At 59.5% G+C, this 25,499-nt stretch carries 19 protein-coding genes, 3 tRNA genes and 2 pseudogenes; 17 read left to right on the plus strand and 7 right to left on the minus strand.

The window, feature by feature from the left end:
* Nucleotides 1-3: 3 nt before the first annotated feature.
* The 4 genes from AB4Y34_RS15690 to AB4Y34_RS15705 all read left to right on the plus strand — a co-directional run bounded on the left by AB4Y34_RS15690 (nt 4) and on the right by AB4Y34_RS15705 (nt 7,260).
* A complete protein-coding gene (locus AB4Y34_RS15690; protein ID WP_368716543.1) occupies nt 4-1,368 on the plus strand; it encodes an HlyD family type I secretion periplasmic adaptor subunit in 1,365 nt (454 codons plus the stop codon).
* Between the two features lies 1 nt (nt 1,369).
* On the plus strand, nt 1,370-2,836 hold the full coding sequence (locus tag AB4Y34_RS15695; protein ID WP_368716544.1) for a TolC family outer membrane protein: 1,467 nt from the start codon (nt 1,370-1,372) through the stop codon (nt 2,834-2,836).
* 190 nt (nt 2,837-3,026) lie between these two features.
* The gene (locus tag AB4Y34_RS15700; RefSeq protein ID WP_368716545.1) at nt 3,027-3,419 is read left to right on the plus strand and encodes a hypothetical protein; all 393 of its coding nucleotides are present in this window, start codon (nt 3,027-3,029) and stop codon (nt 3,417-3,419) included.
* 448 nt (nt 3,420-3,867) lie between these two features.
* On the plus strand, nt 3,868-7,260 hold the full coding sequence (locus AB4Y34_RS15705) for a beta strand repeat-containing protein (RefSeq protein WP_368716546.1): 3,393 nt from the start codon (nt 3,868-3,870) through the stop codon (nt 7,258-7,260).
* Nucleotides 7,261-7,751: 491 nt separating this feature from the next.
* Here AB4Y34_RS15705 and AB4Y34_RS15710 read toward each other — a convergent pair whose 3' ends face one another.
* Together AB4Y34_RS15710 and AB4Y34_RS15715 are read right to left on the minus strand one after the other, a co-directional pair.
* A complete protein-coding gene (locus AB4Y34_RS15710) occupies nt 7,752-8,960 on the minus strand; it encodes an acyltransferase (RefSeq protein ID WP_368716547.1) in 1,209 nt (402 codons plus the stop codon).
* A gap of 45 nt (nt 8,961-9,005) precedes the next feature.
* Nucleotides 9,006-10,019 (minus strand): hypothetical protein, encoded by a 1,014-nt coding sequence (locus AB4Y34_RS15715; protein WP_368716548.1) that lies wholly within the window; start codon nt 10,017-10,019, stop codon nt 9,006-9,008.
* A 621-nt stretch (nt 10,020-10,640) separates the two neighbouring features.
* On the opposite strand from AB4Y34_RS15715, the gene AB4Y34_RS15720 reads away from it, so the two are divergent.
* The 9 genes and pseudogenes from AB4Y34_RS15720 to AB4Y34_RS15760 all read left to right on the plus strand — a co-directional run bounded on the left by AB4Y34_RS15720 (nt 10,641) and on the right by AB4Y34_RS15760 (nt 16,359).
* Entirely contained in the window at nt 10,641-12,665 is a 2,025-nt protein-coding gene (locus AB4Y34_RS15720) for a hypothetical protein (protein ID WP_368716549.1), read from the plus strand.
* Nucleotides 12,666-12,859: 194 nt separating this feature from the next.
* Nucleotides 12,860-13,044: pseudogene (locus AB4Y34_RS15725) on the plus strand (IS6 family transposase); the annotation flags it as partial.
* 151 nt (nt 13,045-13,195) lie between these two features.
* The gene (gene pqqA, locus AB4Y34_RS15730; RefSeq protein ID WP_176379822.1) at nt 13,196-13,270 is read left to right on the plus strand and encodes a pyrroloquinoline quinone precursor peptide PqqA; all 75 of its coding nucleotides are present in this window, start codon (nt 13,196-13,198) and stop codon (nt 13,268-13,270) included.
* Between the two features lie 64 nt (nt 13,271-13,334).
* A pseudogene (locus AB4Y34_RS15735) lies at nt 13,335-13,763 on the plus strand (IS6 family transposase); the annotation flags it as partial.
* Between the two features lie 381 nt (nt 13,764-14,144).
* A complete protein-coding gene (locus AB4Y34_RS15740) occupies nt 14,145-15,389 on the plus strand; it encodes a hypothetical protein (protein ID WP_368716550.1) in 1,245 nt (414 codons plus the stop codon).
* A gap of 150 nt (nt 15,390-15,539) precedes the next feature.
* A tRNA-Asn gene (locus AB4Y34_RS15745) sits at nt 15,540-15,615 on the plus strand.
* 3 nt (nt 15,616-15,618) lie between these two features.
* Nucleotides 15,619-15,694 (plus strand) — tRNA-Gly (locus AB4Y34_RS15750).
* Between the two features lie 19 nt (nt 15,695-15,713).
* Nucleotides 15,714-15,788, plus strand: a tRNA-Thr gene (locus AB4Y34_RS15755).
* 220 nt (nt 15,789-16,008) lie between these two features.
* Nucleotides 16,009-16,359, plus strand: a complete 351-nt coding sequence (locus AB4Y34_RS15760) for a hypothetical protein (protein ID WP_368716551.1) — start codon at nt 16,009-16,011, stop codon at nt 16,357-16,359.
* A gap of 41 nt (nt 16,360-16,400) precedes the next feature.
* Here AB4Y34_RS15760 and AB4Y34_RS15765 read toward each other — a convergent pair whose 3' ends face one another.
* Nucleotides 16,401-17,069 carry a Crp/Fnr family transcriptional regulator gene (locus AB4Y34_RS15765; RefSeq protein WP_368716552.1) on the minus strand — a complete coding sequence of 223 codons (669 nt, stop codon included), beginning with the start codon at nt 17,067-17,069 and terminating at the stop codon, nt 16,401-16,403.
* 241 nt (nt 17,070-17,310) lie between these two features.
* The gene (locus tag AB4Y34_RS15770; RefSeq protein WP_368716553.1) at nt 17,311-19,074 is read right to left on the minus strand and encodes a Rieske 2Fe-2S domain-containing protein; all 1,764 of its coding nucleotides are present in this window, start codon (nt 19,072-19,074) and stop codon (nt 17,311-17,313) included.
* A 463-nt stretch (nt 19,075-19,537) separates the two neighbouring features.
* Between AB4Y34_RS15770 and AB4Y34_RS15775 the strand changes: the two genes are divergently transcribed.
* Nucleotides 19,538-20,467: a Ku protein gene (locus AB4Y34_RS15775; protein WP_176120492.1), complete on the plus strand. Its 930-nt coding sequence runs from the start codon at nt 19,538-19,540 to the stop codon at nt 20,465-20,467.
* Nucleotides 20,464-21,306, plus strand: coding sequence for a tetratricopeptide repeat protein (locus tag AB4Y34_RS15780; protein ID WP_368716554.1), 843 nt, complete (start codon nt 20,464-20,466; stop codon nt 21,304-21,306). The genes AB4Y34_RS15775 and AB4Y34_RS15780 overlap by 4 nt, the downstream gene beginning before the upstream one ends.
* A gap of 28 nt (nt 21,307-21,334) precedes the next feature.
* On the opposite strand, the gene AB4Y34_RS15785 is transcribed toward AB4Y34_RS15780, so the two are convergent.
* The 3 genes from AB4Y34_RS15785 to AB4Y34_RS15795 form a co-directional block, all read right to left on the minus strand.
* Nucleotides 21,335-22,480, minus strand: a complete 1,146-nt coding sequence (locus AB4Y34_RS15785; protein WP_176379766.1) for an alpha-hydroxy acid oxidase — start codon at nt 22,478-22,480, stop codon at nt 21,335-21,337.
* Nucleotides 22,481-22,533: 53 nt separating this feature from the next.
* Nucleotides 22,534-22,986 carry a universal stress protein gene (locus AB4Y34_RS15790; protein ID WP_176379765.1) on the minus strand — a complete coding sequence of 151 codons (453 nt, stop codon included), beginning with the start codon at nt 22,984-22,986 and terminating at the stop codon, nt 22,534-22,536.
* 179 nt (nt 22,987-23,165) lie between these two features.
* The gene (locus AB4Y34_RS15795; protein ID WP_176379764.1) at nt 23,166-23,351 is read right to left on the minus strand and encodes a hypothetical protein; all 186 of its coding nucleotides are present in this window, start codon (nt 23,349-23,351) and stop codon (nt 23,166-23,168) included.
* Between the two features lie 312 nt (nt 23,352-23,663).
* Here AB4Y34_RS15795 and AB4Y34_RS15800 point away from each other — a divergent pair, with 312 nt between their 5' ends.
* Entirely contained in the window at nt 23,664-24,437 is a 774-nt protein-coding gene (locus AB4Y34_RS15800; RefSeq protein WP_368367220.1) for an ATP-binding cassette domain-containing protein, read from the plus strand.
* Nucleotides 24,434-25,474, plus strand: coding sequence for an ABC transporter permease (locus AB4Y34_RS15805; protein ID WP_368367219.1), 1,041 nt, complete (start codon nt 24,434-24,436; stop codon nt 25,472-25,474). The genes AB4Y34_RS15800 and AB4Y34_RS15805 overlap by 4 nt, the downstream gene beginning before the upstream one ends.
* Nucleotides 25,475-25,499 lie beyond the last annotated feature (25 nt).

The following is a 25,499-nucleotide window of genomic DNA, read 5'->3' on the forward strand; positions in this document are numbered from 1 at the left end:
TCCATGGTTAATTCCACAAGCAAGAAAGCGGCGGCGCCTGCCATCGAGGTGCTCGGCACCGGATTGCCGCCGGTCGTCAATGTCGATGAATCGCGCTACGTCAAGATTGGCTGGACCGTCGTGCTGGTCGGCATCGTAGGCTCGTTGCAGTGGGCCGCATTCGCGCCCCTCAGCAAGGGCACAGAGGTTCAGGGAACGGTGGTGGTGGCCGGCAATCGCAAGACGATCCAGCATCCGACCGGTGGCATCATTCGCGAAATCCTCGTTCAGGATGGCGATCAGGTGAAGGCCGGGCAAGTGCTCGTCAGGATGAACGACGTGCAGACGCGTTCGCAGAACGCGACCATCCGCTCGCAGTACCTGACCGAGCTCGCCACCAAGGCGCGCCTCGTCGCGGAGGCGACCAATGCGAAGACCATCGCCTTCCCGCGTGAGTTGACGGACGGTGTCGCCGCACACGACCAGGAGGCCGAGGCCGACGTGCAGCTGCAGGAGCAACTGCTGAGCGCGCGCCGGCTGGCATTGAAGGCGTCGATTGGCGCGCTGCAGGAGAGCATCGCCGGATACCAGGCGCAGCTGGCTGGCGAAAACGACGCGCATGCTCAACGGCTGCTCGAGCACCAGGCGCTGCAGGACCAGTTGACCGGCGTTCGTGAGCTGGCGATCGAAGGATATGTGCCGCGCAGCAAGCTGAAGGACCTCCAACGTCAGGAAGCCGTGCTGAACGGCGAGATCGCGCGCCAGGCGGGCACCGCCGGGGAATTGGCGAGCCAGTCGGCCGAGGCGCGTCTGCGTATCGCACAAGCGCAGGAAGACTATATGAAAGAGGTGCGCACGCAGTTGAGCGACGTGCAGCGTGACACCGAGGCATTGCGTAGCCGGCTGGACGAAAGCGAATTCAACCTTGCCAACAGCGAGGTCCGTTCCCCGGTTGACGGCACCGTCGTCGGGATGAGCGTCTTCACCGAAGGCGGCACGATCGGCCCCGGCGCGAAGCTGATGGATGTGGTGCCGACTGGCGAACCGCTGGAAGCGGAAGGGCACCTCGAGGTGAACCTGGTCGACAAGGTTCGCACGGAAATGCCGGTCGACATGATGTTCACCGCGTTCAACCAGAACACCACCCCGAGAGTGTCCGGCACGCTGACCTTTGTGTCCGCCGACCGCCTCGTGGACGAACACTCCGGCGCCCCTTACTACAGGGTGCGCGCCAAAGTGACCGAGCAGGGCATGAAACAGTTGCGCAAGCTGGATATCAAGCCGGGCATGCCGGTCGAGATATTCATCAATGCAGGTCAGCGTTCGATGCTGAGCTATCTGCTCAAGCCGATCTTCGATCGCGCACACACTGCATTCACGGAGGACTGAAGTGCAGCGCGTTTTTTCACTTCGGTCGTCCAACGCCGGTTCTACCGGCACGGCGCAGGCCGTTCCACGCCTGCGCACGTTGTTGCTGGCGATGTCGGTTGGTGCCGCACTGATCGCGCCGCGTCCAGCGCTTGCGCTCGGCCTCGTCGATGCGTACGAAGCCGCGCTCAGCCATGACCCGATTCTCGCGGGCGCGGCGAAGCAGAAGGAAGCCGATGATGCGAACGTCGGGATTGGCCGCTCGTATTTGTTGCCCAACGTTTCGGCGAATTACGCGCGATACCGCGACGTAACCGGTACGACGTACCTAGGTACGCAGTACGGGGATGTTTCCACACATCAGGTCTACGGTGCCTATTCCCAGGGCGTTTCGCTGCGTCAGCCACTGATCAACTTCGAAGGCATTGCGCGCTATCGCTACGGCAAGGCAATCGCGCTCGCCGGGGACGCGACGTTCGACGATAGCCGGCAGGATTTGCTGGTGCGCGTGTTAACTGCCTATACGGATACGGTCTTCGCGGAAGATCAGTTGTCGCTCGCGCTCGCGCAGAAAAGCGCGTTCGATGAACAGTACGCCGGCAATCAGGCGATGTTCAAAAACGGCGAGGGCACCCGCACGGATATTCTCGAAACGAAATCGAAGGCCGCGCTGGCAGAGGCCGATGTCGCCGACGCCCGCGATAGCCTGGATAACGCTGCGCATGCGCTCGAAGCGCTGACCGGTTTGCCGGCATCGCTCGATGTGGCGGGTCTTGACCGTCTGAAGGACGACTTTCAACCGGTGCTGCCCGAGCCGCTCAGTTTCGATCATTGGCACGATATTGCGTTGGAAAACAACGCGAGGTTGATTGCTGGCCGACACTCAGTTGAAGCGGCGCAGCAAAAGATGAAGATCGTGCAGGCGGGCTTTTATCCGCACGTGGATCTGGTGGCGAGCGTTGGTCAGAATCAGTCGACCCAGACCAATGCGATCGGTACTCGCTATCTGACAAAATCGGTCGGTGTTGAAGTTACGATACCGCTGTATTCCGGTGGACTCGTGCGCGCGTCGACCCAACAGGAGCAGGCTAATTACGAACGTGCGCAATTCGAATTGCAAGACAAGACCGACAAGGTGTTGCTCGACCTGCGCAAACAATACAACCAGTGCGTGAGCAGTATGACGCGCATCGACTCCCTCAAAAGCGCCGTCGAATCCGCGATGCTGCAGATCGTGGCGACCCGCAAAAGCGTTCAGGCGGGCGTGCGCACCAATGCCGACGTATTGACGGCTACACAGCAGCTGTATTCGGCCAAACGCGATCTGGCGCGCGCGCGTTATCAGTTCCTGCTGGCAGATCTGCAACTCAAACACGCTGCCGGGATATTGACCGAGCAGGATCTGGTGGAGATTGCGCAGTCGTTCGTTCCACCTGCCCAGGCGGCGCCGCTCGCCAATGCGGTGGTGCCGACAGCTCGGGTTCATTAATCGATACCGTGCGCCACGCCCGATCACGTGTGGGCGTGGCATTGGCGTGGCGGTTCTTTTTACCTACTTTTACTTAAGGATTGTGCTGGCACGCCCAATCTTGTTTGGGCATCTGCACTAAATTAGGTGGCATCGTGGTCCGGCAGCATTACCAATTGCCGAGTGCCGCGCAATCTCACCGAAACAGATCATGAAGCCCGATTCAATCACAAAGCGAAAGGCCACAAGCGGCAAAAGACTCGGTCTACGACGCTGGATCGTGGACTGGACCATCGAGCCGGCTGCGGCCTCAGGCCATATCAGCCTGTCGTTATACGTGGCGGGCGAGTCGGACGACAACGTTGGCTCGTCGACCACCCGGCATTTCCTGCTCCGACAGGATCGGTTAAGCGAACTGATCGATGCGCTGAACGGGACGCTGCAGCATTCAAATGCCAGCCGCCTGCTCGAAGAACAGGCGCGCGCAGCGGATCCTGCCGTGGGTAATGACGCGGACACTGCCGGGGAGTTTGCGGAAAGGGATCAGCCGGATTTGACGTCGAATCACTTCTCGCTCGGCGCTTATGGCCTTGTGGGTAATTGACGGCAGCGGGATGCGATTTCTTTAGGGTCATGCTTGAGTTTAACGTTTGCGTTTGCGTCTCGCATCCCGCAGTGTTGGTTGTTCCTTCCGTTTGGCAAGGCCGGTGCTAGCTGGAGAGGGGAAACAAGTGCTCATGCGCTACCGCGCCCAGCGCTCGGATTCTTTGCAAGGCGTTTTGACAAGCTCCTTTCGGCATCAGTTGCCTCTTTCTCAAGTTTGAGTTGCCCAGAAAAAAAGCAACTCTATCGCCGGGTCTCCAACTATTTGCGCTTTTGTGCGCGCCATCACAATTCGCGAACAACCCGACGTTGAAAATCCATCTGCGTTGTAGCTTTGTGGAAAACCGTCGCGTGATTCAAGTGAAATGAATCTGACGCGTCGTCTCCCTAACGGCTCATGACGTATCACACATGTGTTGATTATTCGGACTCTATCGGAGAAGAATCAAATGGCTGCAGCACAATATTACGAAGAAGTACAACAGGCGTATCTGGCTTATTATGGCCGCCCGGCTGACCCCGCAGGTCAAGAATACTGGGCAATGCGGTTGGACAACGCCGGGGGCAACCTGAGCTCGATCATCAACGAGTTCGGTACGTCGACTGAATCGACCGCCCTGTACGGTGGCTCGAACATGGCAGCGCAAATCACCGCGATCTATCAGACGCTGTTCGGCCGTGCTCCTGACGCCGAAGGTCTGAACTTCTATCAACACGGCATTAACACCGGCGAATTCACGCTGGCTTCGGTCGCACTGAACATCTACTACGGCGCGACGGGCACCGACAAAGCTCAACTGGATGCAAAGCAGGCCTACGCTGACGCATTCACGAATGCTCTGTCGGCATCGGTGTCGGCGCAAATCGCCTACTCGGGCACGACCGCTTCGAACAATGCTCGTGCAGCCGTTGCAGCGGTGACCGATACGGCTTCGGAGGGCACTGCAGTCGGGAAACTGGACACGACGCTGGCGAACATCAATGCGGGTGCTGTTGGACAGACGGTTACGCTCACTACGGGTGTGGATGCCGTCGCGCTGACGGGTAACAACAACGTTGTGATCGGTGTGTTGGATGCACGTGCTCCGGCCAACACTCTGACATCGTCGGCAACGTTGACTGCTCTGGATTCCATCAAGGGCAACGGCACCGGCAACACGCTGAATCTCGTTGACTCGGATAACACGGGCGCAGCAGTCGCGGAATCGCTCCCGACGGGCATTACGGTTAGCGGCATCGCAACCGTAAACCTGTCGACGGTCAACGCCGTTGGCACAGTGGCAACGCCCTTCGACGTAAGCGGCTTCACGGGTCTGCAGAACTTCAACGTAGCGACCTCGACGGGCGCTGATGTCATCAACGCCGCTACGACGACGTCGGTTTCCGTGACCGATACCGCCGGTGCCGTGACCGTCACGGGCGGCAACGCTGTTACCGTGAACACGACCGGTGCAGTCACCATCTCCGGAGCGACGGGCGCGATTTCGGTGACCGATAAGGCCGTTAATGGCGCTGCAAACACGCTTTCGATTCAAGGCGGCACGACGGTCAACGTGACTGCGACGGCTGCGGACAATGACGTCGTTAAAATCGGTGCGGCTCCGACGTTGAACGGCGCAGGCGCAGCAGGTACGGCATTGAGCACGGCCAGCGCAGCCGCTGAGCCGACCGGCAACGTGACCGTCAATGAGTCGACCTTGACGGCTGCTACCGGCGTTACGTCGTTCGGTGCTGGTGCTGCAACGATTTACACCAACGGTGCAACCAGCGTTTCGGTCACCGGCACGTCCGGTGGCTCGATTACCGATGTGGAAACCACCCTGAATGGCTTGGCAACGGCTCCGATTGGCACCAGCACGCTCGCGAGCGTCACGTTGGATGGTGTCACGGGTCCGACCGCCATCAAGAGTAACGCGCTGACTAGCCTCACCATCGAGGATGACGACAGCAACACGGACGCGGCTAACACCGCTGCAGTCACGGTCACGAATGCTCACGCTCACGCGCTGGCGCTGACGGTTGGCGCGAACCTCGTGACGGGCACGGGTGCGAATGCCCCGACGGTTGAATACGCGAACGTTACGGACGCGACGGCAACGAGCGTAACCGTTTCGACGGTGGGCTCGGTTGCAGCAAACGTTACGGTTGACGCAGCCACCGCCACATCGCTCACGTTCAACAATGCGGCCAAGGTGACCCTCAGCGCAGCGTCGGTTGCGGCAGACGTAGATCTTACGACCATCACGGCGTCCGGTTCGGGTGCCCTGAACCTGGGTGACGTTTCGGCAAGCGCTGTCAAGACCATCAACGCGTCCGGCTCGACGGGTGGCGTGACGGCGACGATTAGCACGAGCCAGGTCTTCCAGGGCGGCGCTGGCACCAACGTTATTACGCTGGATGGCGCGCTGACCAAGACCTCGACCGGTTCCATTACGTTCGGCTCGGGCAACAACAGCCTGCTGGCAGGCACCGCTGCTTCCATCGCCTCGGGCGTGACCGTTGACGGTGGCTCGAGTGGTGCAAACACTATCTCGGCATCGCTCGTCAATGCGGGCAACGCCGCCGATATTAAGGATTTCCAAATCCTGGACGTGTCGGGCTTTGGCGCTACCAATGGCAACGGTGCGCTGGATGCGTCGCTGATGGCGACCGCTGTCTCGGGCATCAGCATCAGCACCGCATCGACGGCAGGCGCAGCAACGGTGCAAAACCTAGCTGCGACCGTTTCGGTGACGGACAGCTTCAACGCCGACAACAGCTCGCTCGTGCTGACCCATGCTGGTACCGCAACGAACAGCCTGGCCGTGAATTTTGCTGACGCAACCGCGAACGGTACGCAAGCCCTGACGATTCAGTCGACGGACGATGCTACGGTTTCGGTGGCTTCCGGTGGCGCGAAGGGTGTTGTGAACACCTTCAGCCTCACGGAAACGGATAACCATCTGACGACGCTGAGCATCACGGGCTCGAACGCGTTCACGTTGAGTGGGTTGCAGACCAACCATGCAGCTGTCGCAGCGTCGGCAACGACGACGGCATCGGCGCTCACGACCATCGATGGCTCGGCGGCAACTGGCGCACTGGACATCACCGCAGGTGCTAGCCTGACCGTTGGCAACGTCACCACGACCTACACCGGCCTGACCATCAAGGGCGGCGTTGGTGGTGACACCATCACCAACCATGCCGCAAACGGCGTGATTATCGAAGGTGCCACCACTGCAGCGCACTCGAACACGCTGCTGGTCGACGGCGCGGGCGCAAGCATCAACGATGCTGCATCGGCGGGCGCAGACAGCCTCACGCTGAGCGGCGTGAACAACTCGGCGACGCTCGGCTCGGGCACGGGCGTGGCAGTCACGGTTTCCGCGAATGCAGCGCTGAGCAACATCGACGCGGTTACGTTCGGCACGGGCACGGCAACAATTACGGACAACTTGGCGTACGGTGTAGCTTCGGGTAACCAGACTGCCGCAACCAACGGCGATATGCTGACGCTGAGCGGCACGTTGCACGGCAACACGCTGGCGTTTGGCGCGGCAATCGTCAACACGGGTGCTCTGGGTGCGGCGACCTCGGTCGCTGCCGCGCAGACGTTCGACCAGGCGGTGTTCCTCGCACTGGGTGGCACAGCAGGCGGTGCTGCCTCGACGACCACGACCCTTGCGGCGAACCACGTGGACTGGTTCCAGTATGGTGGCAACACCTACGTCGTTGATTCGGGTGCCGCTGCTGCTGGCGCTGGTGCTGCGGCGACCGCAAACGTGGTCAAGATTGCTGGCCTCGTTGACCTGTCGCATGCCACGGTGGACGGCGCTGGCGCTGGCATCCACTTCGCGTAAGCGAGTTGGCTGAGTCACCACTGGCCCGGAGCAACCATCGGGCTGGGGGTGACAGCGCTCGTTGAATTAGGCGGGTGCTGGCCCGCTAGTCTCAACCCTGTCCTTCGCAAGAAGGGCGGGGATTTTTTTCTTGGATAAGTACGTGAAATATTCCGGCCGTGTCCACCGAGCCGTGCTTCGCCTGTGCTGACGGATAAAGGTCCGATCCGGCGCGGCGCGAGATGGAAATCTCGATCAATAGGAACTGGATCTAACCAGCTAAACAGGAGCGGCAAAGGTGCGGCACTCCAACGGGGCAAGTAAAGTCACGGTTGAGAGCGGTTCATGTGTAAAACTCTGGACTGGATCGGACAGACGATGTCAGATCGTTCGGCTCAGTTCGGCCAGGAAGCATCACTCGCTCGCCGCCGCGCAGCGACTGGAGATTGCCCCACATCGGACCCTGCTCCCCGACGGCTGAGGCTGGATACGATTTAGCATCACAGCGGTAACTAAAGGAATCCCCTGATGCCCGGCACTTTAAGCACGACTCCAGCAATCAAATAGCACGCAACGCAACTCAAAGCGCCGGTCACGCCAAACTTGACCAAGGGATTGGCATGCACGCTGCTCCATGAGAGTGCGATCGCCACCAAAATCGGGGGATGCAAGATGTATATCGTGTAGGCTCGTCTCGACAGGCGACGCATCAAGCGGCCTAGTCGTGAGAAATTCCGCTGAAAAAAGCGGAGCAAGAAGAGGATGATGCCCCATGCGACAAACGGTTCCCAAAGCGCATACACGATGGGCATCGTGTCGTGGTGCGATTTCGGTGACGCTCCTGAGAGATAGTAGGCGAGCGGCAAAATCGGCAACGTCACGAGGCTGACAAGCGACCAGAACTTCACCTGTCGGGCTGGGAGGAATTCCAGCCGCCGCCCTCTTGCAGCCGCAAATCCGGCAGCGAATAGCACGACGTAGCTCGCGAAATACCCGAGCTGAAGGCCCCACACATTGACGCCGACCGGCCACCTGACCCTCAGGATGAATGCCGCCGCCCCAGTCAATAGTGCTCCGACGCCAAGCGTCAAGTTTGTCGGGAACGAGACCTCGCGAACACGAAGTGGATCACCTACGTAGCGGAGGAGGGCCATGCCGACGGCGAGCAACAAGGTGAAAATCAACAACGCCTGAGCAAACCACATTGGACCGGAGTCGAATGTTCCTCTCGATACGAGCGTCCTGAGCGTCGCTCCAAAAGGAAGTCCCTTGCTGGTTTGCGCCAATGCAATGGTAATGGGACCAAGCACCACCCCGTAGAACAACAATGGCAAGCCCAATCTGAAAAAGCGGTCAAAAAGGAATTGAGGCAGTCCTTTTCTGGCCAGAGACGAACGTGAGTAATAGCCCGCGAGAAGGAAGAACAGGCCCATGAAGAAAGCCTGGTTGACGGTGCAGAACAACACAAGGCAGATGGTTGCGACGTCCCGGCTCGGCGCGACCTCGTGGTAATACCAACCGCCAATCGCCCCGTAGGTAATAGCGCAGTGATGAAACACCACCAGTAATGTCGTAAATGCACGTAGCGCATCTAGGCCGACATTCCTGTCGGTCTGAATGAAGTTCGCCGGGGAAACCTCGCTCCCCGAAGCCAGATCGTTGGCCGCTATGGACACGTTTCGTATCGGCGATTTTGCTGGTACGCCAGAGAAGCTGGTCAATCTACTCCGGAAATATTACAGAGTGCCAACCAGACCGCCATGCGGCTATCGGCAGCGGCCGGAGGACTGGACCGCGATCCCTCCCTGGTCGGCTGGACCGGGGGTGGAATCCTCGATGACTTGAGACGGCGCCACATTGCCGGTCGCTCCCGGCGCGAACACGAGAATGCGCCTGTTCGGCTCGGCAACAAAGAGTCGCCCGTCGGAGGAGACGCTGATCTTGTTGGCGCCCGGAAAGCCAGGCCCAGTGATTCCCGTGGCTGGACCGCTGATCGTCCGCACCGGCGGCACATTGCCGCTCGCCCCGGCGGCAAAAACGCTCACCTGGATCTGCGTGTGGTCTGTGGTCGTGTTGTAGACGAACAATTCGTTCGTACGAGGATCGACAGCGATCGTCAGGTTGTCGGATGCTGCCCCACCTCCCCCACCCGCCAGCAGGCCGGTGTTGCTACCAGTGAGGCTGCGCAGAAGCGCCGGGGAGGTGAGGCTCCGGGCCGTGCCAAGCGTGTCGATGATCGCCGCTCCCCGGTCGTCATAACCCGCAAGCAGCAGATTGTCCTCGTTATCGACGGCAAGGCTCACGTACACCCGGAGATTTGGAGTTGGATCAGAAATGACAATCGGATGAAGCAGCAACCCAGTGCTGTTGACGGGAGCGACAAAGAGCGGGCCAGCCCCGGCGCGGATGCTCAAGATGAAGTCGTTGAGGCGGGAATCCACCGCGATGCTCACCAGATCATTCCCCGGCAACGTGAACGAGCGACTGGGCGCCGCATTGTCCTCGGCCTTCGGCGGAAAGATGGCGACGGTGCCGTTGGTGAGAAACTGCGCGACGTGAAAGAAGTCGTTCTTGCTGAAGGCGATCGCCCGAGCGGTGCCGAAGGTGGTGCGCGGCCCTTCGAGCACCTGGCAGGGCTTGGTTGCTCCGTTGGCGCGCAAGGAGTAACCGCGAATCTGATCATTCAGACCGATGAAGACGGCGTCGTCGGGGCAGGCGGCTTGCGCCAGCCGAACCCCGAACAGCGCACTGAAGATGGCGACATATAGCGCGAGTTTCATGATAGGCCCCCTCAGCAAGTTCCTCGGCTGGGTTTACGGAGGAGCGTTTCGTACTCCTTGAGCATAGACCAGCTCAGCGGGAGCCGAAAAATAAAGTTCCGCGAATTGGAACCGGTAGTTCTGGCGGGCGATGCGACGGAATGCCCATCGATATCGAACGGCAATCCAGGCGCATTCGGGCGTCTTGACTAACAGACTGCTGAAATACAGCCGCGCAGGAACGGCTTACCACCACCTGCGCGGCTGACGGCGCGATCTTTTCGCAGGTGCAATTTCAACGTGAATCCAGCGACGTGAGGCCAGTTTTGAGAGAAATGCGATTGACCCCGCGAGGGCTTGCATGTGGGACGCAAGCGCGTGGCGCTGATGCGCCTTGCCGGTTTGTGCCGCGTAAGGCGGCGGCGCTGGCCCACACCGCGCGGCAGCACCCGGGTGCGCGGCGCGCGCCCGATCCGGTGCGCCGGCAATTCAGCGCGGAAGCCCCACGTACGGTGGATGGCGGACGCCACCTATGTCCTGACTGGCGCAGGATTGCTTACGAAATAAGTTTAATCAAACGCGAAGATTTTCGCGTCTAGCGAACTGCTGCATAACGTCCTTGGAAAGAAGGCAGGACCTGTCATGAAAAACGCGAAGCTCAATGCTAACAACGAAGAATCCGGCGCAGTTTCGGCAAGGCATTTTTCGTTCCTATCCTATCTGTTCGCCGCCGTCTTTTTAGGTGCCTGGATGTCCTTCGCGTCCGGGCAGTCGGCTGGACAGCCTTTATCTCCAGAAGTCCCCGACTTAGCTCCTGCCGCGACGGCATCTCCGACTAATACGTTGGCGGCCACGTCCGCGAACGTGTTGACCTATCATGGCGACACGAATCGTACTGGTTGGAATTCGAACGAGACGACCCTTACCCCTTCCAACGTCAGAGCCGGATCGTTCGGCGTCTTGCATGCAATCAAGCTCGGCGACCCAGTGAACGACTGGGTCGACGCGCAGCCATTGGTTGTTTCAGCGTTGAGCGTAAGCGGGACAACGCAGGATGTCGTATACGTCGCCACCGAAGCCAACAACATTTACGCCTACTCGGCTTCCACCGGCAAGCTGCTCCTCCAACGGAACCTCGGGACTCCGGTACCGAAATCGAGGCTTCCCGGCGGCTGTGGCAACAACGGTCCCACCGTGGGAATCAACTCCACTCCGGTGATCGATCTGAGCACCCACACGCTATATGTGGTCTCGTACAAGCTGGTAAGCGACACGCCGAGCTTTTGGCTCCACGCTCTTGACATCACCACCTTGGCTGATAAAGCGGGTTCTCCGACCTCGGTCTCGGCTTCGCATACCCTGACGGACGGCACGACCCACCATTTCGCCGCACAGTTCAGCCGGCAGCGTGCCGGTCTTCTTTTGGCGAACGGAAACGTCTACGCCGCTTTCGGCAGCTTTTGCGACATACGCGCCGATGAGTCGAGAGGCTGGTTGTTGGGATGGACGGCGAGCACGCTGTCACCGCTGCCTGCGAATCAGTTGATGGACAAGCTGTCGACTTCACCCAACACATTTTTTCTGTCATCCATCTGGATGTCCGGGTATGGCATTGCCGCAGGTCCGTCGGGGGTGCTGTACGCTGTCACCGGGAACTCAGACCCGTCTGGTACGACCTACGCTCCTCCAAAGAACATCCAGGAAAGCGTGGTGAGGCTCTCTACCGACTTGACCACCTTGCAGGACTATTTCACCCCTTCAGGTACTAATGGTGTCGCATCGCTAGATGAAACGGACGACGATTTCGGTTCCGGTGGGGCCATGGTTATACCGGACATCCCTGGACAATCGGCTTCTACGCTCGTTGCCGGCGGAAAGCGCGGCCGTCTGTACCTCATCAACCGGGCCTCGATGGGTCACAACGACTCCGGCAGAGCGGTTTCCATCGCCGATTTCGGTTCCTGCTGGTGCGGCCCATCGTATTTTATGGGATCGGACGGCGTCCGCCGCGTTGTCAGCAGCGGCGGCAGAAGCATCAAACTATGGAAGGTTCCGGCAACGGCGACGCTGCAACTGGAAAAATCGTTTTCTAGCATCCAATCCGGCCAGGATGGTGGCTTTTTCACGACGGTTTCATCGAACGGCACAACATCCGGGTCCGCGATCATCTGGGCCGTCGGTCGCCCCACCTCCACTACTGCGCCGGCCAACGTGACCCTATACGCCTTCGACGCCTCAGGTGGCACAACACCGATCTTCTCGTCCGTCGCCGGCTCCTGGCCTCGCAACGGCGCCAACGCCAACATCGTGCCCACTGTCGCCAACGGCAAGGTCTTTGTGGCCAGCTTCGCAGCCCTGAACATCTTCGCTCCGGGCGGGACGCTCGCCCCCGTCGTAGTCCCGCCCCCGACTACTCCGCCGGGACCTCTGCCCAGCCAAATCTATGGAATTGTCACTTCGGTAGGCACGATGCAAATAACCATCCAACCTCAGACCGGAGCCCCTGTGCTCGTTGACACTTCGGCTGCCGACCAGGCCCACCTGAGCGTTCCGCACGTGGTCGGAAAGGCCGTCCACGTCTTCGGCCCATTCAGCAGTGGAGCGTGGCACGCCGAAAAAATTCTTCGTGCCAAGGACGACCCTGAATCCTGGGTGCCCACGAACTGACGCCTTTGCCAATTCCAGTTTGTGCCGAAACCGATTGGCGCTAATGGAAGAACTGCTGCAATCGGTTTCAATCTGAACGAGGCAAGGAAGACAGACATGGCCGAAAAGGCTGATAGGTCATACATGAAATAACTGAGGGGAGGTTGCCAAAACTTTGCTTGTGCCCACGATGAAGAAGACCGCAAACGCCACGAATGGCCGTTGCAGCTGGCGTTGCCAAGGTGCTGCAGCGGTTGCACTATCCGCTGGACGTGACGTTGTTGGCGTGCGGCGGTATGTGGCCTATTCGCTAAGTCATCGGCATCTTGAGGAGATGATGGCTGAGCGCGCCATTGGCGTGGATCGTTCAACAGTGCATCGATGGTCCATCAAGTTGGTGCTTTGTTAACGCACGCCCACCTGGCTGGCCGGTAAACGTGGGCATCGAGTTTGCGTGATGCCGGCTGCTGTCGAGACCGGGCACGAAATTTCGCCGGGCCGCCGGCGCAACGCTGTTCCGACCGCTGTTCCAACCGAAGGAGAAAGCACGTATGCAATGGACGACTCCGAGCTACACCGACGTACGCCTCGGTTTTGAAATCGCAATGTACGTCGCTACGCATTAAGCCCGCAACCGGGCCGCACGCCGCGGCCCGGTTGCGGTTTCGGTTTGTGTTTGACCTCTGCTTCGAAAAGACATTTCGCAAGCACAAGCGCCCGGTGGGCAGGAGTTGGCGCATGGATGAAAGTTATATCAAGGTCCAAGGCTCGTGAAAATATCTTTATAGCGCCGTGGACAAGGCGGGCAACACCATCGACTTTCTGTTAGAGCCAAGCGGGACAAGACTGCTGCCCGGCGGTTTTTTGAAAAGGCAATCGGTCAGAACGGCTCGCCCGAGACGGTGACCATCGACAAGAGCGGCTCCAATCTGGCAGCGCTTCATGCGGTGAATGCCGAGCGCGAGACGCCCATCAAGATTAGTCAAGTCAAGTATTTGAACAACGTGGTCAAACAGGACCGTCGGGGCCATCAAACACATCACTCGGCCGATGCAGGGATTCAAGGACTTTGACTGCGCTCGCGTTATTCCCAGTGGCATTGAGACCATGCACATGATCCTTTGGATATCGCATTTTCTCGTCGCTCCCGCTCGATCGAATTCAGCCGAACGCCGTCGGACTCAACACGGCCAGTCCATCGAAATGCACACCCAGACCGTCGACAATCTGAAGGAGCATCTTGTACGATCCGTCCTTCCTGATTGCATTGAGGAGTAGCGCGCTCGGTCGATTTATCAGAAGTGGATCGGGGCCGCGCGCCAACATCGATTTCCGTGGATACCGACAAAGCCACACCCTCGGACCCGAATAACACCTATAAAAACTAGCCACATGACCTCAGCGAGTTCACCCAGACTGCACCAAAAATCCAGCTGTTCGCCCCTGCTTCCGTTCGACTGTGTCGCCGCAGCGATCCTCGGGACGCTGTTATGGTCGGTATTGTCGAACAAACAGTTCTCCGCCGATGGCGCATCATTTTTCATCGAAATCCTGCGTTCACGCGATGTGAACCATATCGCATGGTCGCGGCAGTTTTCGTACGACCTGGGTCAATGGCCACTAGTGCTGGCCCTGCACTGCGGCTTGTCGAATGCCGCACTGCTTCGCTTCATTTTCGGGCTCGGCTATGTGCTGCCTTTCATAGCCGCCTACCTGATTGTGCGCGTGCAGGTGACAAAAGGCGCAGTCCCCGCGCTGCTACCAGGCTATCTATTCGGCATGCTGTCGATTGCGCTGCCGAGCGACTTTCTGTTGGTCGGCGAAAGTCAGTTCCTATTGCCGCTTGCGTGGCCGATGCTCGCATACTTACTGCAGCCTGGCCGATTTTCTTCGGCCGCATGGCTGTTACCGATTGCGCTATCTGTGCTTCTCACGCGCATGTACGAAACCCAGGCCGTCACACTTGCGCTCTTCGGTTTGATCCTGGTACTTCGTTCACGTGCGCAATTGACTGCTCTCGCACGGCAGCGACGTTATCTGGTGCTGGGCCTTATTTGTCTCTGTATTGCACTATGGGTGCTCGGTGCTGCAATTGCAACGTATTGGATCGTTTATCCGCGTGATCCGGCCAACCGGGGCGCGTTTCTGCATGGGCTCGCTCATACGGTGCAAAACGCAGTATTTGACATGAGTATGCTTGCAGCGCTGTGCTTTTTTATCGGACTGCGAGTACCCAAAACACGTGGGGTGCTGGTCGTGGTGCTGCTTGCGATCAGTTATCTATGCTGGCGTGAACGGTTCGATTTCTTCAATGCGCAGATCAGCTTCGACTCGCGCGTGCTGACCCTGCTTTGGTTGCCGCCGCTCATTGCTCTCAGTGTATGGAGGTTTGAAGCGTACACCTTGACGTTCAGCGTAGCGCTGTGGTTTGCCGTGGTGTCTGTTGCACCATTGGCCGTCGATCTGGCCAGCACGAATGTGTGGCGCGACTATGCAAGCCAAGTCACGAACTGGGTAGCCAGGGGAGACGACGGACTGGTGCCGGCCAGCGTGCATCGACTGGACCGGCACCCTGCCAGTTGGAACTGGACATTTCCATCATTGAGCATCGCGCTTGGTGCTCCACACGTCGGTTCGGTGCTTGAAAACGCGCCCGGCGTTGCATGGCAGCCCTTCAACCCAGCCACGGAATTGCCGCTTGCTTCGTTTGCTGGTTATCGCGGCACGCTGGCACGCCAACCGTAACAACGATAGTGGCTGCTGCCGGAACGCAGCAGCTCGGCTGTTTCGTGTTGGGCGAATACCACGAGCCGAACTTCTCGCTCAGAAAGATCATGTCGCTGCCCCGTTTGCATAACTGATGTTGTACAATCCGGTCCGCTTCACAAAGCCTGATCCCCGATAGCTCAGTCGGTAGAGCGCCGGACTGTTAATCCGTAGGTCCCTGGTTCGAGCCCAGGTCGGGGAGCCAAATGCGGGAGTAGCTCAGTTGGTAGAGCGCAACCTTGCCAAGGTTGAGGTCGCGAGTTCGAGCCTCGTCTCCCGCTCCAGCGTTACGTCATCTAGACGGCCCATGTGGCTCAGTGGTAGAGCACTCCCTTGGTAAGGGAGAGGTCGGCAGTTCGATCCTGCCCATGGGCACCATCAAACGTTCGCACCGGCAATCAATCTGCCGGCTTCTTCGCGATCAATCCCCACGCTCGCTTGTAAATGACCAGTCACGTCGCTCGAGCGGCCGGATATTTCAGACATTGACGTCCATCGAAGGTCATCCCATTCGGTCAATGATGACCTGTTTGTGATTGGGATCACAGCTTCTGTCGAACACTGACGTATATTCTGCGCACTGACAGAAGCCCTTGGTATGCAACAGGTAAAGAACGGTACGTCACACGACGAACACGCACGAGATATGCCGCTTGCAACGGTACAGCGATGGCGCATCGATTCGACGAGCTTTAACGTGACGGTCCACCTCGACGCGGACGGGTTTCCCGCGAGCCCTGTCGCGCCCAATCAGCGTGGCTTCGTACTTGAGGCGGAGCAGGCACGTCAGATGATCCGTGACCTGAGTGCGGCGGTGCTGGCACTGGAGCTTCAGCGACACGTCGAACAAGCAGTCGATCTCCCTGATCCTCTTCAAAGCGACGAGACGCCACGCGGAGCACGCCGCGGCCGCCGCGCCGCCGACAAGGCGCAATTTGCTTTACAGTGACTCAAAAACCGGTAGGGATCTCTGCGCGAGCCTGAGTCGCTTCAACTTGGCGTCCGGCCGGTTGCGAGATGGTGCAACCCGACACGATCCCGAATGCGGATCGCCTTGCCTTCCCGTTCGACAATCCCACGCTTTTCGAGCGACGTGATCACACGCGACACCGTCTCGCGGCTCACACCCGCCATGCCCGCAATCGTGACCTGACTGGGCAGTTCGACAAGCGGTGAATCGAAGGCCTGACTCTGGTTGATGGCCGCCTCGATCACGGCGGTCACACGCGCATCCGCACGCGGCTGGCTTCGCGAGCTGCGCGCCACGAGTAGCGTTTTGGCGCGACTCGCGATCAGGTTATTCAGCGAGCGCGCCACATCCGGGTCGCTGAGAAGCCGTCGGGCGTGCGCCCGGTCGAGCAGGCCGACGATACTGCCCTTCGTCGCAATTACATTGCCCACGCTCGGCGCGCTGTTGAGGATCGAAATCTCGCCCGTACACTCGTCGGGATTGACAACGTAGAGCGGGAGCTCGACACCATCCTCGGAGTATGTCGACACGCGGAGCTGTCCCTCGACGAGGAAGATCAGCGGCGACTCTATGGCCCCCTGATAGCAAACGTAATCGCCCTCCTTGACGTGTACAACCTTGGTGAGCCTGGTCGTGTTGCCGACTATTTCGCCTCGTGCCTCGCGAAGCAGAATTTGTTTTCTCAACATTATTTCGAATTACGTATGCGGCCTACTTAGATAGAGCAGAAAAACTCGGCACGGAGGATACTGGTAACTAAATGTAACGCAAACTAAAAGTAAGCAATGAAGAGAATGAGGCAGGCGCATAAGAAAAAATTGCTCGGTGTTTTCTGCGCGGCGCTGCGCCGCTTTTATGCGTGCTGCATGAACCCGTGAGGAACTGCCTTTAAAACTCGTCCGGACTGACACCATTAGCGAGATTGGCAGGTCAATGCAGTTCGCTTCCCAGCATCAGCCGCCGCGCGATGTCGGCCGTCTGCAGCATTCCACGTTCAGTCGGTGAATGCGCCGCGAGATAGCGGACGACTGCAATGAGAATGTGCCGTCCTTCGGCAGTATTGCCCCACGCAGCAAACTGCCGCACACCTGCCTCCAGCATCTGATAGGCATGAAAGCCGGCATCTTCACGCAACACGGCAAGCGCAAGCGTGGCAATCAGCGCCTGCGGCGCATGACCGAGCGTAAGATGGCGCGCCACCAGCTTCGCCGCAAGATCGACCTGACGCTGCCGATCGAAAGCGTCGAGCAAGGCCGTTCGGATCGTCCCCTCATCGGCAGGAAGGTCGCCGAGCGGATCATCGTCCTCGCCCGGGATGCGGGCGGGCGGAACGTTCAGATATCTCGCCAGGTAGAGCGCCATGGCTCCGTGCAGTACGCCGCGAACGCCGATGACTCGAGTGTCGAAGCTTGCGTCCCCGACACGCCTGAGAATCTGATGGAGCGCGTTGGCATGGGTAAACACATGATGCGCGGTCTCCCAGTCGGAGTACTCGTTGGCATTGCCGAAGCGGGCCACGCGCAACGCCGCTCCGTAAGCGAGGGCTTGTCCCAGGTCGGCAGACGCAGCGTCTGCGCGGATCGCCTCCTTCAGCGAGTCAATGATTCTCGCTGGATCGTCTGAAAGCAGTTCCCAGGCAAGCGCCGCGTGATCCGACCAGCCTTGCACGCTGCGCCCGGCAGAGAAGAGGTTCGAGATCTGGCTGGCCGCTTCGTCGCACATCGCGACGAGATCGAGGGGCTGGCGCCACGCGGTCGATTCCTCGGCACCCCGGGCGCTCACCATTTGGGCGATGACAGTGGGCAGCACAGCCGACGCGTGCTGCCAGCCGATCAGATCGAGGCATTCAAACGCCTTGTTGATGAAGTCGAGCAAATGCCCGGAGTCCGCGAAGGCCCGCTCCGTCCCGGCGGACAGCAACGCATCCGCGAGCACGGCGGGTGCGAGACCGGAGGCAATCGCAGTCAACAGCGTGCGCTCGGCCGCCTCGCGGTGGCGCACGTTTGTCCACAGGCGCAGCCAACGATCGAGCGTGGCAGGGTCCGGCCGGCTCGCAAGCGGCGTACGTTCTCGCCGCGGCGCCTCGCCGTTGCAGTCCGCCGCTACACGGCGCGCGCCGTGGAACAGGGCGAGATAGGTTTCGTCTGCGGGCAGCACGGACAACAGGTTGCCGAGTGCTGTGAGTACCGTGAGACCAACGCCCCAGCCGTCACGGTTTTGCGCTCCGAACAGCGCGACCTGCCGCACGATATCGACCCTTGGCACATCGGCGGCGAGCTGGCCATGCACGGCTTTGGCGATGACAAGTCCAAGATCATGTGTGAGGCCATCCGCAAGCCGTTGACGCCAGTGCGCGGCAGCATCGGGATGATCAGACCTGGTTGCGACCCAGACGTCGCCATTGCGAATTTGGACCGCGTAGCTGGGGACATCATCTGCCCAAAGGTCGAACGTGCAGCCGCTTTCCAGATCGAAGCGGGCATGGTGCCAGTGACAGGTCAGGATGCCGTCTTCGACAGTGCCTCGCTCGAGCGGGAATCCCATGTGCGGGCATCGATTATCAACGGCAAAGACACGCTCGCGGTCGCAGATCACGACGATCGGACCATGTCCACCCTGGACAATGCACCGCCCTTTCGCTCGCAGCTCGTTGAGGCTTCCAGCGAGCACGAATTCTTCGTCCCGGGGATTCATGTGCGAGCCTCCCGCGTTAGTCCTAAAGGCGTTTCAGATGCGACCGCTTCCCCCAAACATGAGCATACTCTCCGGACAAAATGCCAAAGGCGCGGGCAGCGGGCCGGAACACTCCGCCAACGTGAGGGTGCCCCGCGTCGGTAAATATTTGAGTAACTGGCATGGCCAAATGCTCCATTTGAGGTCAATGCGGCTATTGACGAAACTTGTTTCGTTTTAACGTTTGCCAATTGAGAAATATCAACCTCCGCACCCGGATTGCTGCACGTGCTGATGTGCTAAGCCCAGGACACTGCACCCAGATCTATACCGACAGGCACGACCTATGCTTTGCGATCTCACCGGGCGTTAGCGCGTTAAAACGCCGTAGAATTCCCCAAGCACAGTTCACCTTCGTAGTTCACCTTCGTGCGATCCAACCGAGTTTGTGCGACCAGCGGTCGCCGGTTATCGGGAGACAGTCATGGCTGCGCGTTCAATTGCGTCTCTGACGCTTTCCTTCGGTCTGGTATCAATTCCGGTCAAGCTCTACTCGGCGACCGACAGTGCTTCAGGTGTGGGATTCCATCTCCTGACGCCTGACGGCGGGCGGGTCAAACAGCAGTACATCTCCGAGGCGACAGGCGAGGTCGTGGCGCGAGCCGACATGAAGAAAGGCTATGAGTTTGAGAAAGGCCAGTTCGTCGTTTTCACGCCAGACGAACTGAAAGCGCTCGAGGAAGGCGCAACGCATGTCGTTGAGATTGTCTCCTTCGTGCCGGAGAGGTCAGTAGACCCGCTGTATTACGACAAGGCTTATTTCATCGCGCCGGACAAGCGCGGCGGCAAACCGTACAGTCTGCTTCAGCAGGCGATGCGCGAAAGCGAACGGTGCGCGCTCGCAAAATGGTCATACAAGGGGAAGACGCGCATCGTCCAGATTCGCTCAGCCGAAGATGGCATGGTGTTTCAGCAACTGTTGTTCGCGGACGAGGTTCGCTCGCTTAGCGAATTGCACATCGAGCATGTTGCAGTGACGGGCACCGAGCTGCAGCTCGCGCTGCAAATAATCGACCAGGTTTCCGAAGACTCGTATGACCCAACGGCATACGAGGATGAGGAGAAGAAGCGGATTCTGGCAGCGATCGACCAGAAAATCGCCGGCAAGCAGATAGTGTCTCCGGCCGAACCGGGCATGGAGTCGGGCGCCGAAGTGATTGACCTGATGGAAGCCCTTCGTGCGAGCCTTGGCCGCAACAAGACCAAACAGGCCGCATCCGCAAAAGCCGCGCCCGTAAAAAAGGCGCCCGCAGCCGCTTCCGATGAGCTCGCATCCAAACCGAGGCGACCGGCGAAGAGGGCGCCCGCCAAGGTTGAAGAAGCGGCTCCGGCCAAGGTTCGGGCGCGCAAGTGAAAAGGCGCAATGCCTCGCACGACTACTCGTTGCGCAGTCTCCAGTCGCTGCTGGGTGTCTCACGACGAGTGCTGTCCGGCCTGATAGACGCTGGATTCGTGCAGCCGTCGCGCGGTCGTCGTAACGAGCTCCGGTTCACGTTCCGCGACGTCGTGTTGTTGCGCACAGCTTTCCAGCTTCAGTCGGCCAAAATCGCGTCGCGAAAGATTCTACGAGCGCTTGCGCGGCTCAAAGCGGAATTGCCTGAAGAGCTTCCACTGACCGGCATCCGTATTACGGCTGTCGGTGACTCGGTGGTCGTCAAGACAGGTGAATCACAATGGGATGCGACCTCGGGCCAGCTTCTGCTCGATCTGGAAGTGGCGCCTGTCAAGGGCGAAGTGGCGTTCCTCGACGCTGCGCCCCGGAACATCGTTGGCCGGGAAAAGCAAACCGAGGAGTGGTTTGCTCTTGCAGAGGAACTTACCGGTAGCGACGTCATCGGTGCTGAGCAGGCCTATAAAAAGGTGCTGGAGTTATCGCCGACTCCGCACTACGACGCTTATAACAACCTGGGCGTCCTGCTTTGCGAGGTCGGAATGAAGTACGACGAGGCATTGTCCGTCTTTGACCGGGCGCTCGAGCATTTTCCGCAGGACGCTCTGTTGCACTTCAATCGTGCGGTCGCTCTGGAAGAACTGGAGCGCTACGACGCAGCGGTGCAAGCCTATGAACGATGCATCGAGCTCAACCCCACTCATGCCGACGCTCACTTCAATATTGCACGCCTGAGCGAGATCCGAGGCGACAAGCGGGGACTTCTGAGGCACCTGAGTGCGTATCGACGTCTCAGCAGGTGACGCGTACTCAACTGCTTTGCGGGGCAGGCTATCGAAAGCGAAGACTTTCGCGAGAGAGCTCGCTCACCGAGCTACATCCCATCAATTTCATGCCCCGCTCTAACTCTGTTCTCATCAAGGCCAGCGCCCGCTCAACGCCGGCCTGCCCAGCCGCTGCCAGCGGGAACAAATAGTAACGTCCGACGCCAACGGCTTTGGCCCCTAGAGCCAGAGCCTTCAGAACATGTGTTCCGCGTTGCACTCCTCCATCCATGATGACGTCCAGCTTGTCGCCCACGGCATCTACAACCTCCGCAAGCTGATCGAACGCGGCTCTCGATCCATCCAGCTGCCTGCCGCCATGATTGGACAGCACGATGCCGGTACAGCCAATTGCGGCCGCACGCTTCGCGTCCTCGACAGACATCACGCCCTTGAGGCAAAACTGGCCATCCCAGTCACGGACCATCTCGGCGACGTCGTCCCAATTCATCGAAGGGTCCAACATTTCCGTGAAGTAGCGGCCAATCGACATCGCACCGCCGCCAAAGTCGACGTGGGTCTCCAGTTGCGGCATGGAAAAGCGCTCATGCGTGACGTAGTTCAAAACCCACTTGGGCTTCAGCGCGAATTGAAGCATACCGCCCAAGGTGAGTTTGAAAGGGATGGTGAAACCCGTACGCAAGTCGCGCTCGCGGTTTCCACCGGTGATACTGTCGACCGTCAGCATCATCACGTCGATGCCAGTCTCTTTGGCGCGTTGCATCATTGCACGGTTTAAACCGCGGTCCTTATGGAAGTAGAACTGGTACACCTGCGGTGTCGGGAACGCTTTGCGCAACTCTTCCATGCTGACCGTGCCGAGCGAAGAAACGCCGAACATCGTTCCGTACTTCGACGCCGCGGCGGCCACTGCGCGTTCGCCTTCATGGTGAAAAAGGCGTTGCAGTGCGGTCGGGGAACAATACACAGGCATCGCCAGCCGCTGGCCGAGCACGTGCACCGAGAGATCCACGTCACCAACTCCCCGCAACACATTGGGTACCAGGTCACATTGCTGGAAGCTCGCGGTGTTCCGGCGATAGGTCACTTCGTCGTCGGCGGCGCCATCGATGTAGTTAAAGATCGGGCCCGGCAGTCTGAGCCGTGCCAGTTCACGGAAGTCGTGAAAGTTATGGCAATCGCTTATTTGCATATTGCGAGGCAGTCGCTGATTTGGCCTCCTGGAAGACCAAACTTCAGGGACGGTCAATTCTCATGCCGCGTTTTTTTCATGGTCGCCGGATCGCGCACGATGGTGACCGCGCACGGCGCGTAGGCGAGCACCTGGCGGGCGACCGAGCCGATCAGCCAGCGATCGAACGGCGTATGTCCGCGATGCCCCACCACGAGATGATCGATAGCATGCCGCTCCGCATACAGCACGATCTCTTTCGCGGGCGGCCCGACCACGAGATCGAACTCCACGGCCCCGTTCGAAGCGGCGAGCTTCGCCTTCACGTCGTCGAGGATCTCGTTGGCATGGCGCACTTCCAGCTCGATCAGATTTTTTCGCTCGACTTCGATCGCGCCCCAGTCCGGCGTGCGCGCGACGACGAGCACATGTAAGCGCGCGTCGAAACGCTTGGCCAGATCGACCGCGAAAGTCACGGCATATTGCGCGGATGCCGACCCGTCATAACCTACCAGCACGTTCTGCATGATCTGCTCCTGTGCGGTTCCCACCGGGTCGCGACTTCGTCTGACGAAATCCATCGGGCCGTTTGAGTGAACCGCGAGCTTCCCCGACTTCGCGGCGTCGGCGCGAAAGCATGGCGATCCACTCGCGAACCCGCGGCGTGGATCGTCACGCGGACGGCGTCGGCACCTGTGGTGTTGAATCAGTTGTCGTCGCTTCTGGACGGGAGATGCTCGTGAGGCTCGGGCTCTGCCGCGTCCGCGTTAGGAAGGTCGTCTAGGGTCGGTTTTTGCGAACCCTTCGGATCGGGATGGCCAGTCGTGCCGGCGGAAGTTTGCGCGGGATCGCGAGAGGTGCCGGTCGGCTCAGCGGATGGATTGGAGGTCATGATGTGCTCCTGCGCTGATGAATGCAGCTTCTATCATCATAGTCCCCTGGCCAGTTTGAGTGATAGACGCCGTGACGCCCGCGCTGTCACGCCGCCGGCACTTTCTAGCCACGGTCGGGCGATTCTTGAACTAGACTTTAAATCTTGCTGAATTGCATAGACAGTTTCAATGTAAGTTGATGCGGCGATCGATAAGCAAAAGGAAGGTTTTATGGCTATCGTCGTACACAACATCACTGTGGTTTCTTCGAGCTGGGGCGTAGCGTGACGGCGAGCGATGCCGCGCCCGCTACGAGCGCCTGGCGACATATCGTGCGCGCGCAGGGCATCAGCCTGTCCTACGGCAAAATACGCGCGCTTTCCGGCATCGACCTCGCCATTGGGCGCAACGAGATCGTCGGCCTGATCGGCGACAACGGCGCGGGCAAATCGACGCTCATCAAGGTGCTGACCGGTGTCGTGCGGCCGAGCACGGGCAAGCTGTTCATCCGCGACGAGGAGGTCGACTGGAGCCGCTTTTCCGTGCGCGAGGCGCACCGATTGCGCTTCGAGACGGTCTATCAGGAAAAATCGCTGGGCGAGAAGCAGCCGCTGTGGCGTAATTTTTTTGTCGGCCGGCAAATCACCAACCGGTTCGGTTTCATCAATGTTGCCGAACAACGGCGCATCGCCAACGAAATCTTGAAGCACCAGCTCGGTTTCCGCGGCGTGGGGATCGACGCGGATTCGTTGATTGCGAAACTCTCCGGTGGCGAGCGCCAGGGCATCGCGATCGGACGGGCAATGTATTTCGAAAGCGATCTGATCATTCTCGATGAACCGACGGTGGCGCTAGCCATCAGCGAGGTGCGCAAGGTTCTCGACTTTGTGCGTTCGATCAAGGAATCCGGCCGCGCTTGCATCTACATCGAACATAACCTCGCCCATGTGCACGAGCTCGCCGATCGACTGGTCGTGCTCGATCGTGGCCGGATCGTCGCGGAATTCAAGTCCGGTGAGATGAGCCTCGAGGAACTCACCCGGTTCCTGATTTCGCTACAGCAGAGCGGGCACGGGCCGGCGCCGGTTGCGGGGACACGGACGTGAGCGATCCGATAAAAGAAAAACGGCCGGCGCGGTTAGTGTTTTTTCGCCTACCAGCTTTTGCTCGCGTAGAGGGATTGCCGAGCGTGGTCGTGTTTGCGTTGGTGGTCGGCCTGTTCATGGCGACCGCACCGCGGGTCTTTTTAGGCTGGCCAATCTACTTCTCCTTCCTGACCACCGTGCCGCCGCTGGTGGTGTTGGCGATCGGGCTGACTCTGGTGATTGCGGCCGGCGAGATCGATCTGTCGTTCCCGTCGGTAATGGCATTCGCCGGCTTTCTGTTCGCCTGGTGCGTGAACACCACTGGATCGGCCTGGCTTGCCGTTATTGCGGCGTTGGCTGGCGGCGCGCTGGTCGGCGTGGTGAACGGGGTGTTGGTCGCGGTGGTCGGTGTGCCGTCGATCATCGTGACGATTGGCACGCAGTTCCTCTGGGCCGGTGTTGCTTCGATCCTTTCCGGCGGGCTTTCCAATGCGCTACAGCAACTCGCCAGTGGTTCGGCTTATGCAGTATTCGCGGGCACGCTGTTCGACGTGGTCCCGATGCAAGCGCTCTGGGCGCTCGGGCTCGCAGTATTCATGTGGTTCATCCTCAATCGCCACCGTTTCGGCGAGCACGTGCTGTTCATCGGAGACAACCGCAACGTGGCGAAGGTCGTGGGCATCAACGTGCCGCGTGAGACGGTGAAACTGTTCACGCTGATGGGTGTGCTGGCCGGATTCGCAACGGTTCTGCTCACGCTCGAGAATCTGAACTACTTCTCGACCCAGGGGCAAGGCTACCTGCTGCCGGCGCTGGCCGGCGTGTTCATCGGCGGAACCTCGGTGTTCGGTGGCACGGCGACGATCGTGGGCACGTTCTTCGGCACCTTCGTGATTGGCATGCTGGAGGCGGGAATCGTTGCGACAGGTATCGCCGGCTTCTGGGTACAGGCGATCGAAGGAGTGGTGTTCATCGTCGCCGTGATCCTGCATCTGTTGGTCGAGAATCCCGCCAGGCTGCGTGTATTGCGCGAAAAACTCAGGTTTGGCGGGAGATAAAGCCGTTAAATCAGGAGATAGGAGC

This window comes from Paraburkholderia sp. BR10954 (genome assembly GCF_040965775.1).
Taxonomy (GTDB): domain Bacteria; phylum Pseudomonadota; class Gammaproteobacteria; order Burkholderiales; family Burkholderiaceae; genus Paraburkholderia; species Paraburkholderia youngii.

Bases quoted from the DNA above. Each gene is read 5' to 3' on its own strand.
- AB4Y34_RS15690 (WP_368716543.1), top strand. From the start codon at position 4: ATGGTTAATTCCACAAGCAAGAAAGCGGCGGCGCCTGCCATCGAGGTG.
- AB4Y34_RS15700 (WP_368716545.1), top strand. From the start codon at position 3,027: ATGAAGCCCGATTCAATCACAAAGCGAAAGGCCACAAGCGGCAAAAGA.
- AB4Y34_RS15705 (WP_368716546.1), top strand. From the start codon at position 3,868: ATGGCTGCAGCACAATATTACGAAGAAGTACAACAGGCGTATCTGGCT.
- AB4Y34_RS15715 (WP_368716548.1), bottom strand. From the start codon at position 10,019: ATGAAACTCGCGCTATATGTCGCCATCTTCAGTGCGCTGTTCGGGGTT.
- AB4Y34_RS15720 (WP_368716549.1), top strand. From the start codon at position 10,641: ATGAAAAACGCGAAGCTCAATGCTAACAACGAAGAATCCGGCGCAGTT.
- AB4Y34_RS15760 (WP_368716551.1), top strand. From the start codon at position 16,009: ATGCAACAGGTAAAGAACGGTACGTCACACGACGAACACGCACGAGAT.
- AB4Y34_RS15765 (WP_368716552.1), bottom strand. From the start codon at position 17,069: ATGTTGAGAAAACAAATTCTGCTTCGCGAGGCACGAGGCGAAATAGTC.
- AB4Y34_RS15770 (WP_368716553.1), bottom strand. From the start codon at position 19,074: ATGAATCCCCGGGACGAAGAATTCGTGCTCGCTGGAAGCCTCAACGAG.
- AB4Y34_RS15775 (WP_176120492.1), top strand. From the start codon at position 19,538: ATGGCTGCGCGTTCAATTGCGTCTCTGACGCTTTCCTTCGGTCTGGTA.
- AB4Y34_RS15785 (WP_176379766.1), bottom strand. From the start codon at position 22,480: ATGCAAATAAGCGATTGCCATAACTTTCACGACTTCCGTGAACTGGCA.
- AB4Y34_RS15790 (WP_176379765.1), bottom strand. From the start codon at position 22,986: ATGCAGAACGTGCTGGTAGGTTATGACGGGTCGGCATCCGCGCAATAT.
- AB4Y34_RS15795 (WP_176379764.1), bottom strand. From the start codon at position 23,351: ATGACCTCCAATCCATCCGCTGAGCCGACCGGCACCTCTCGCGATCCC.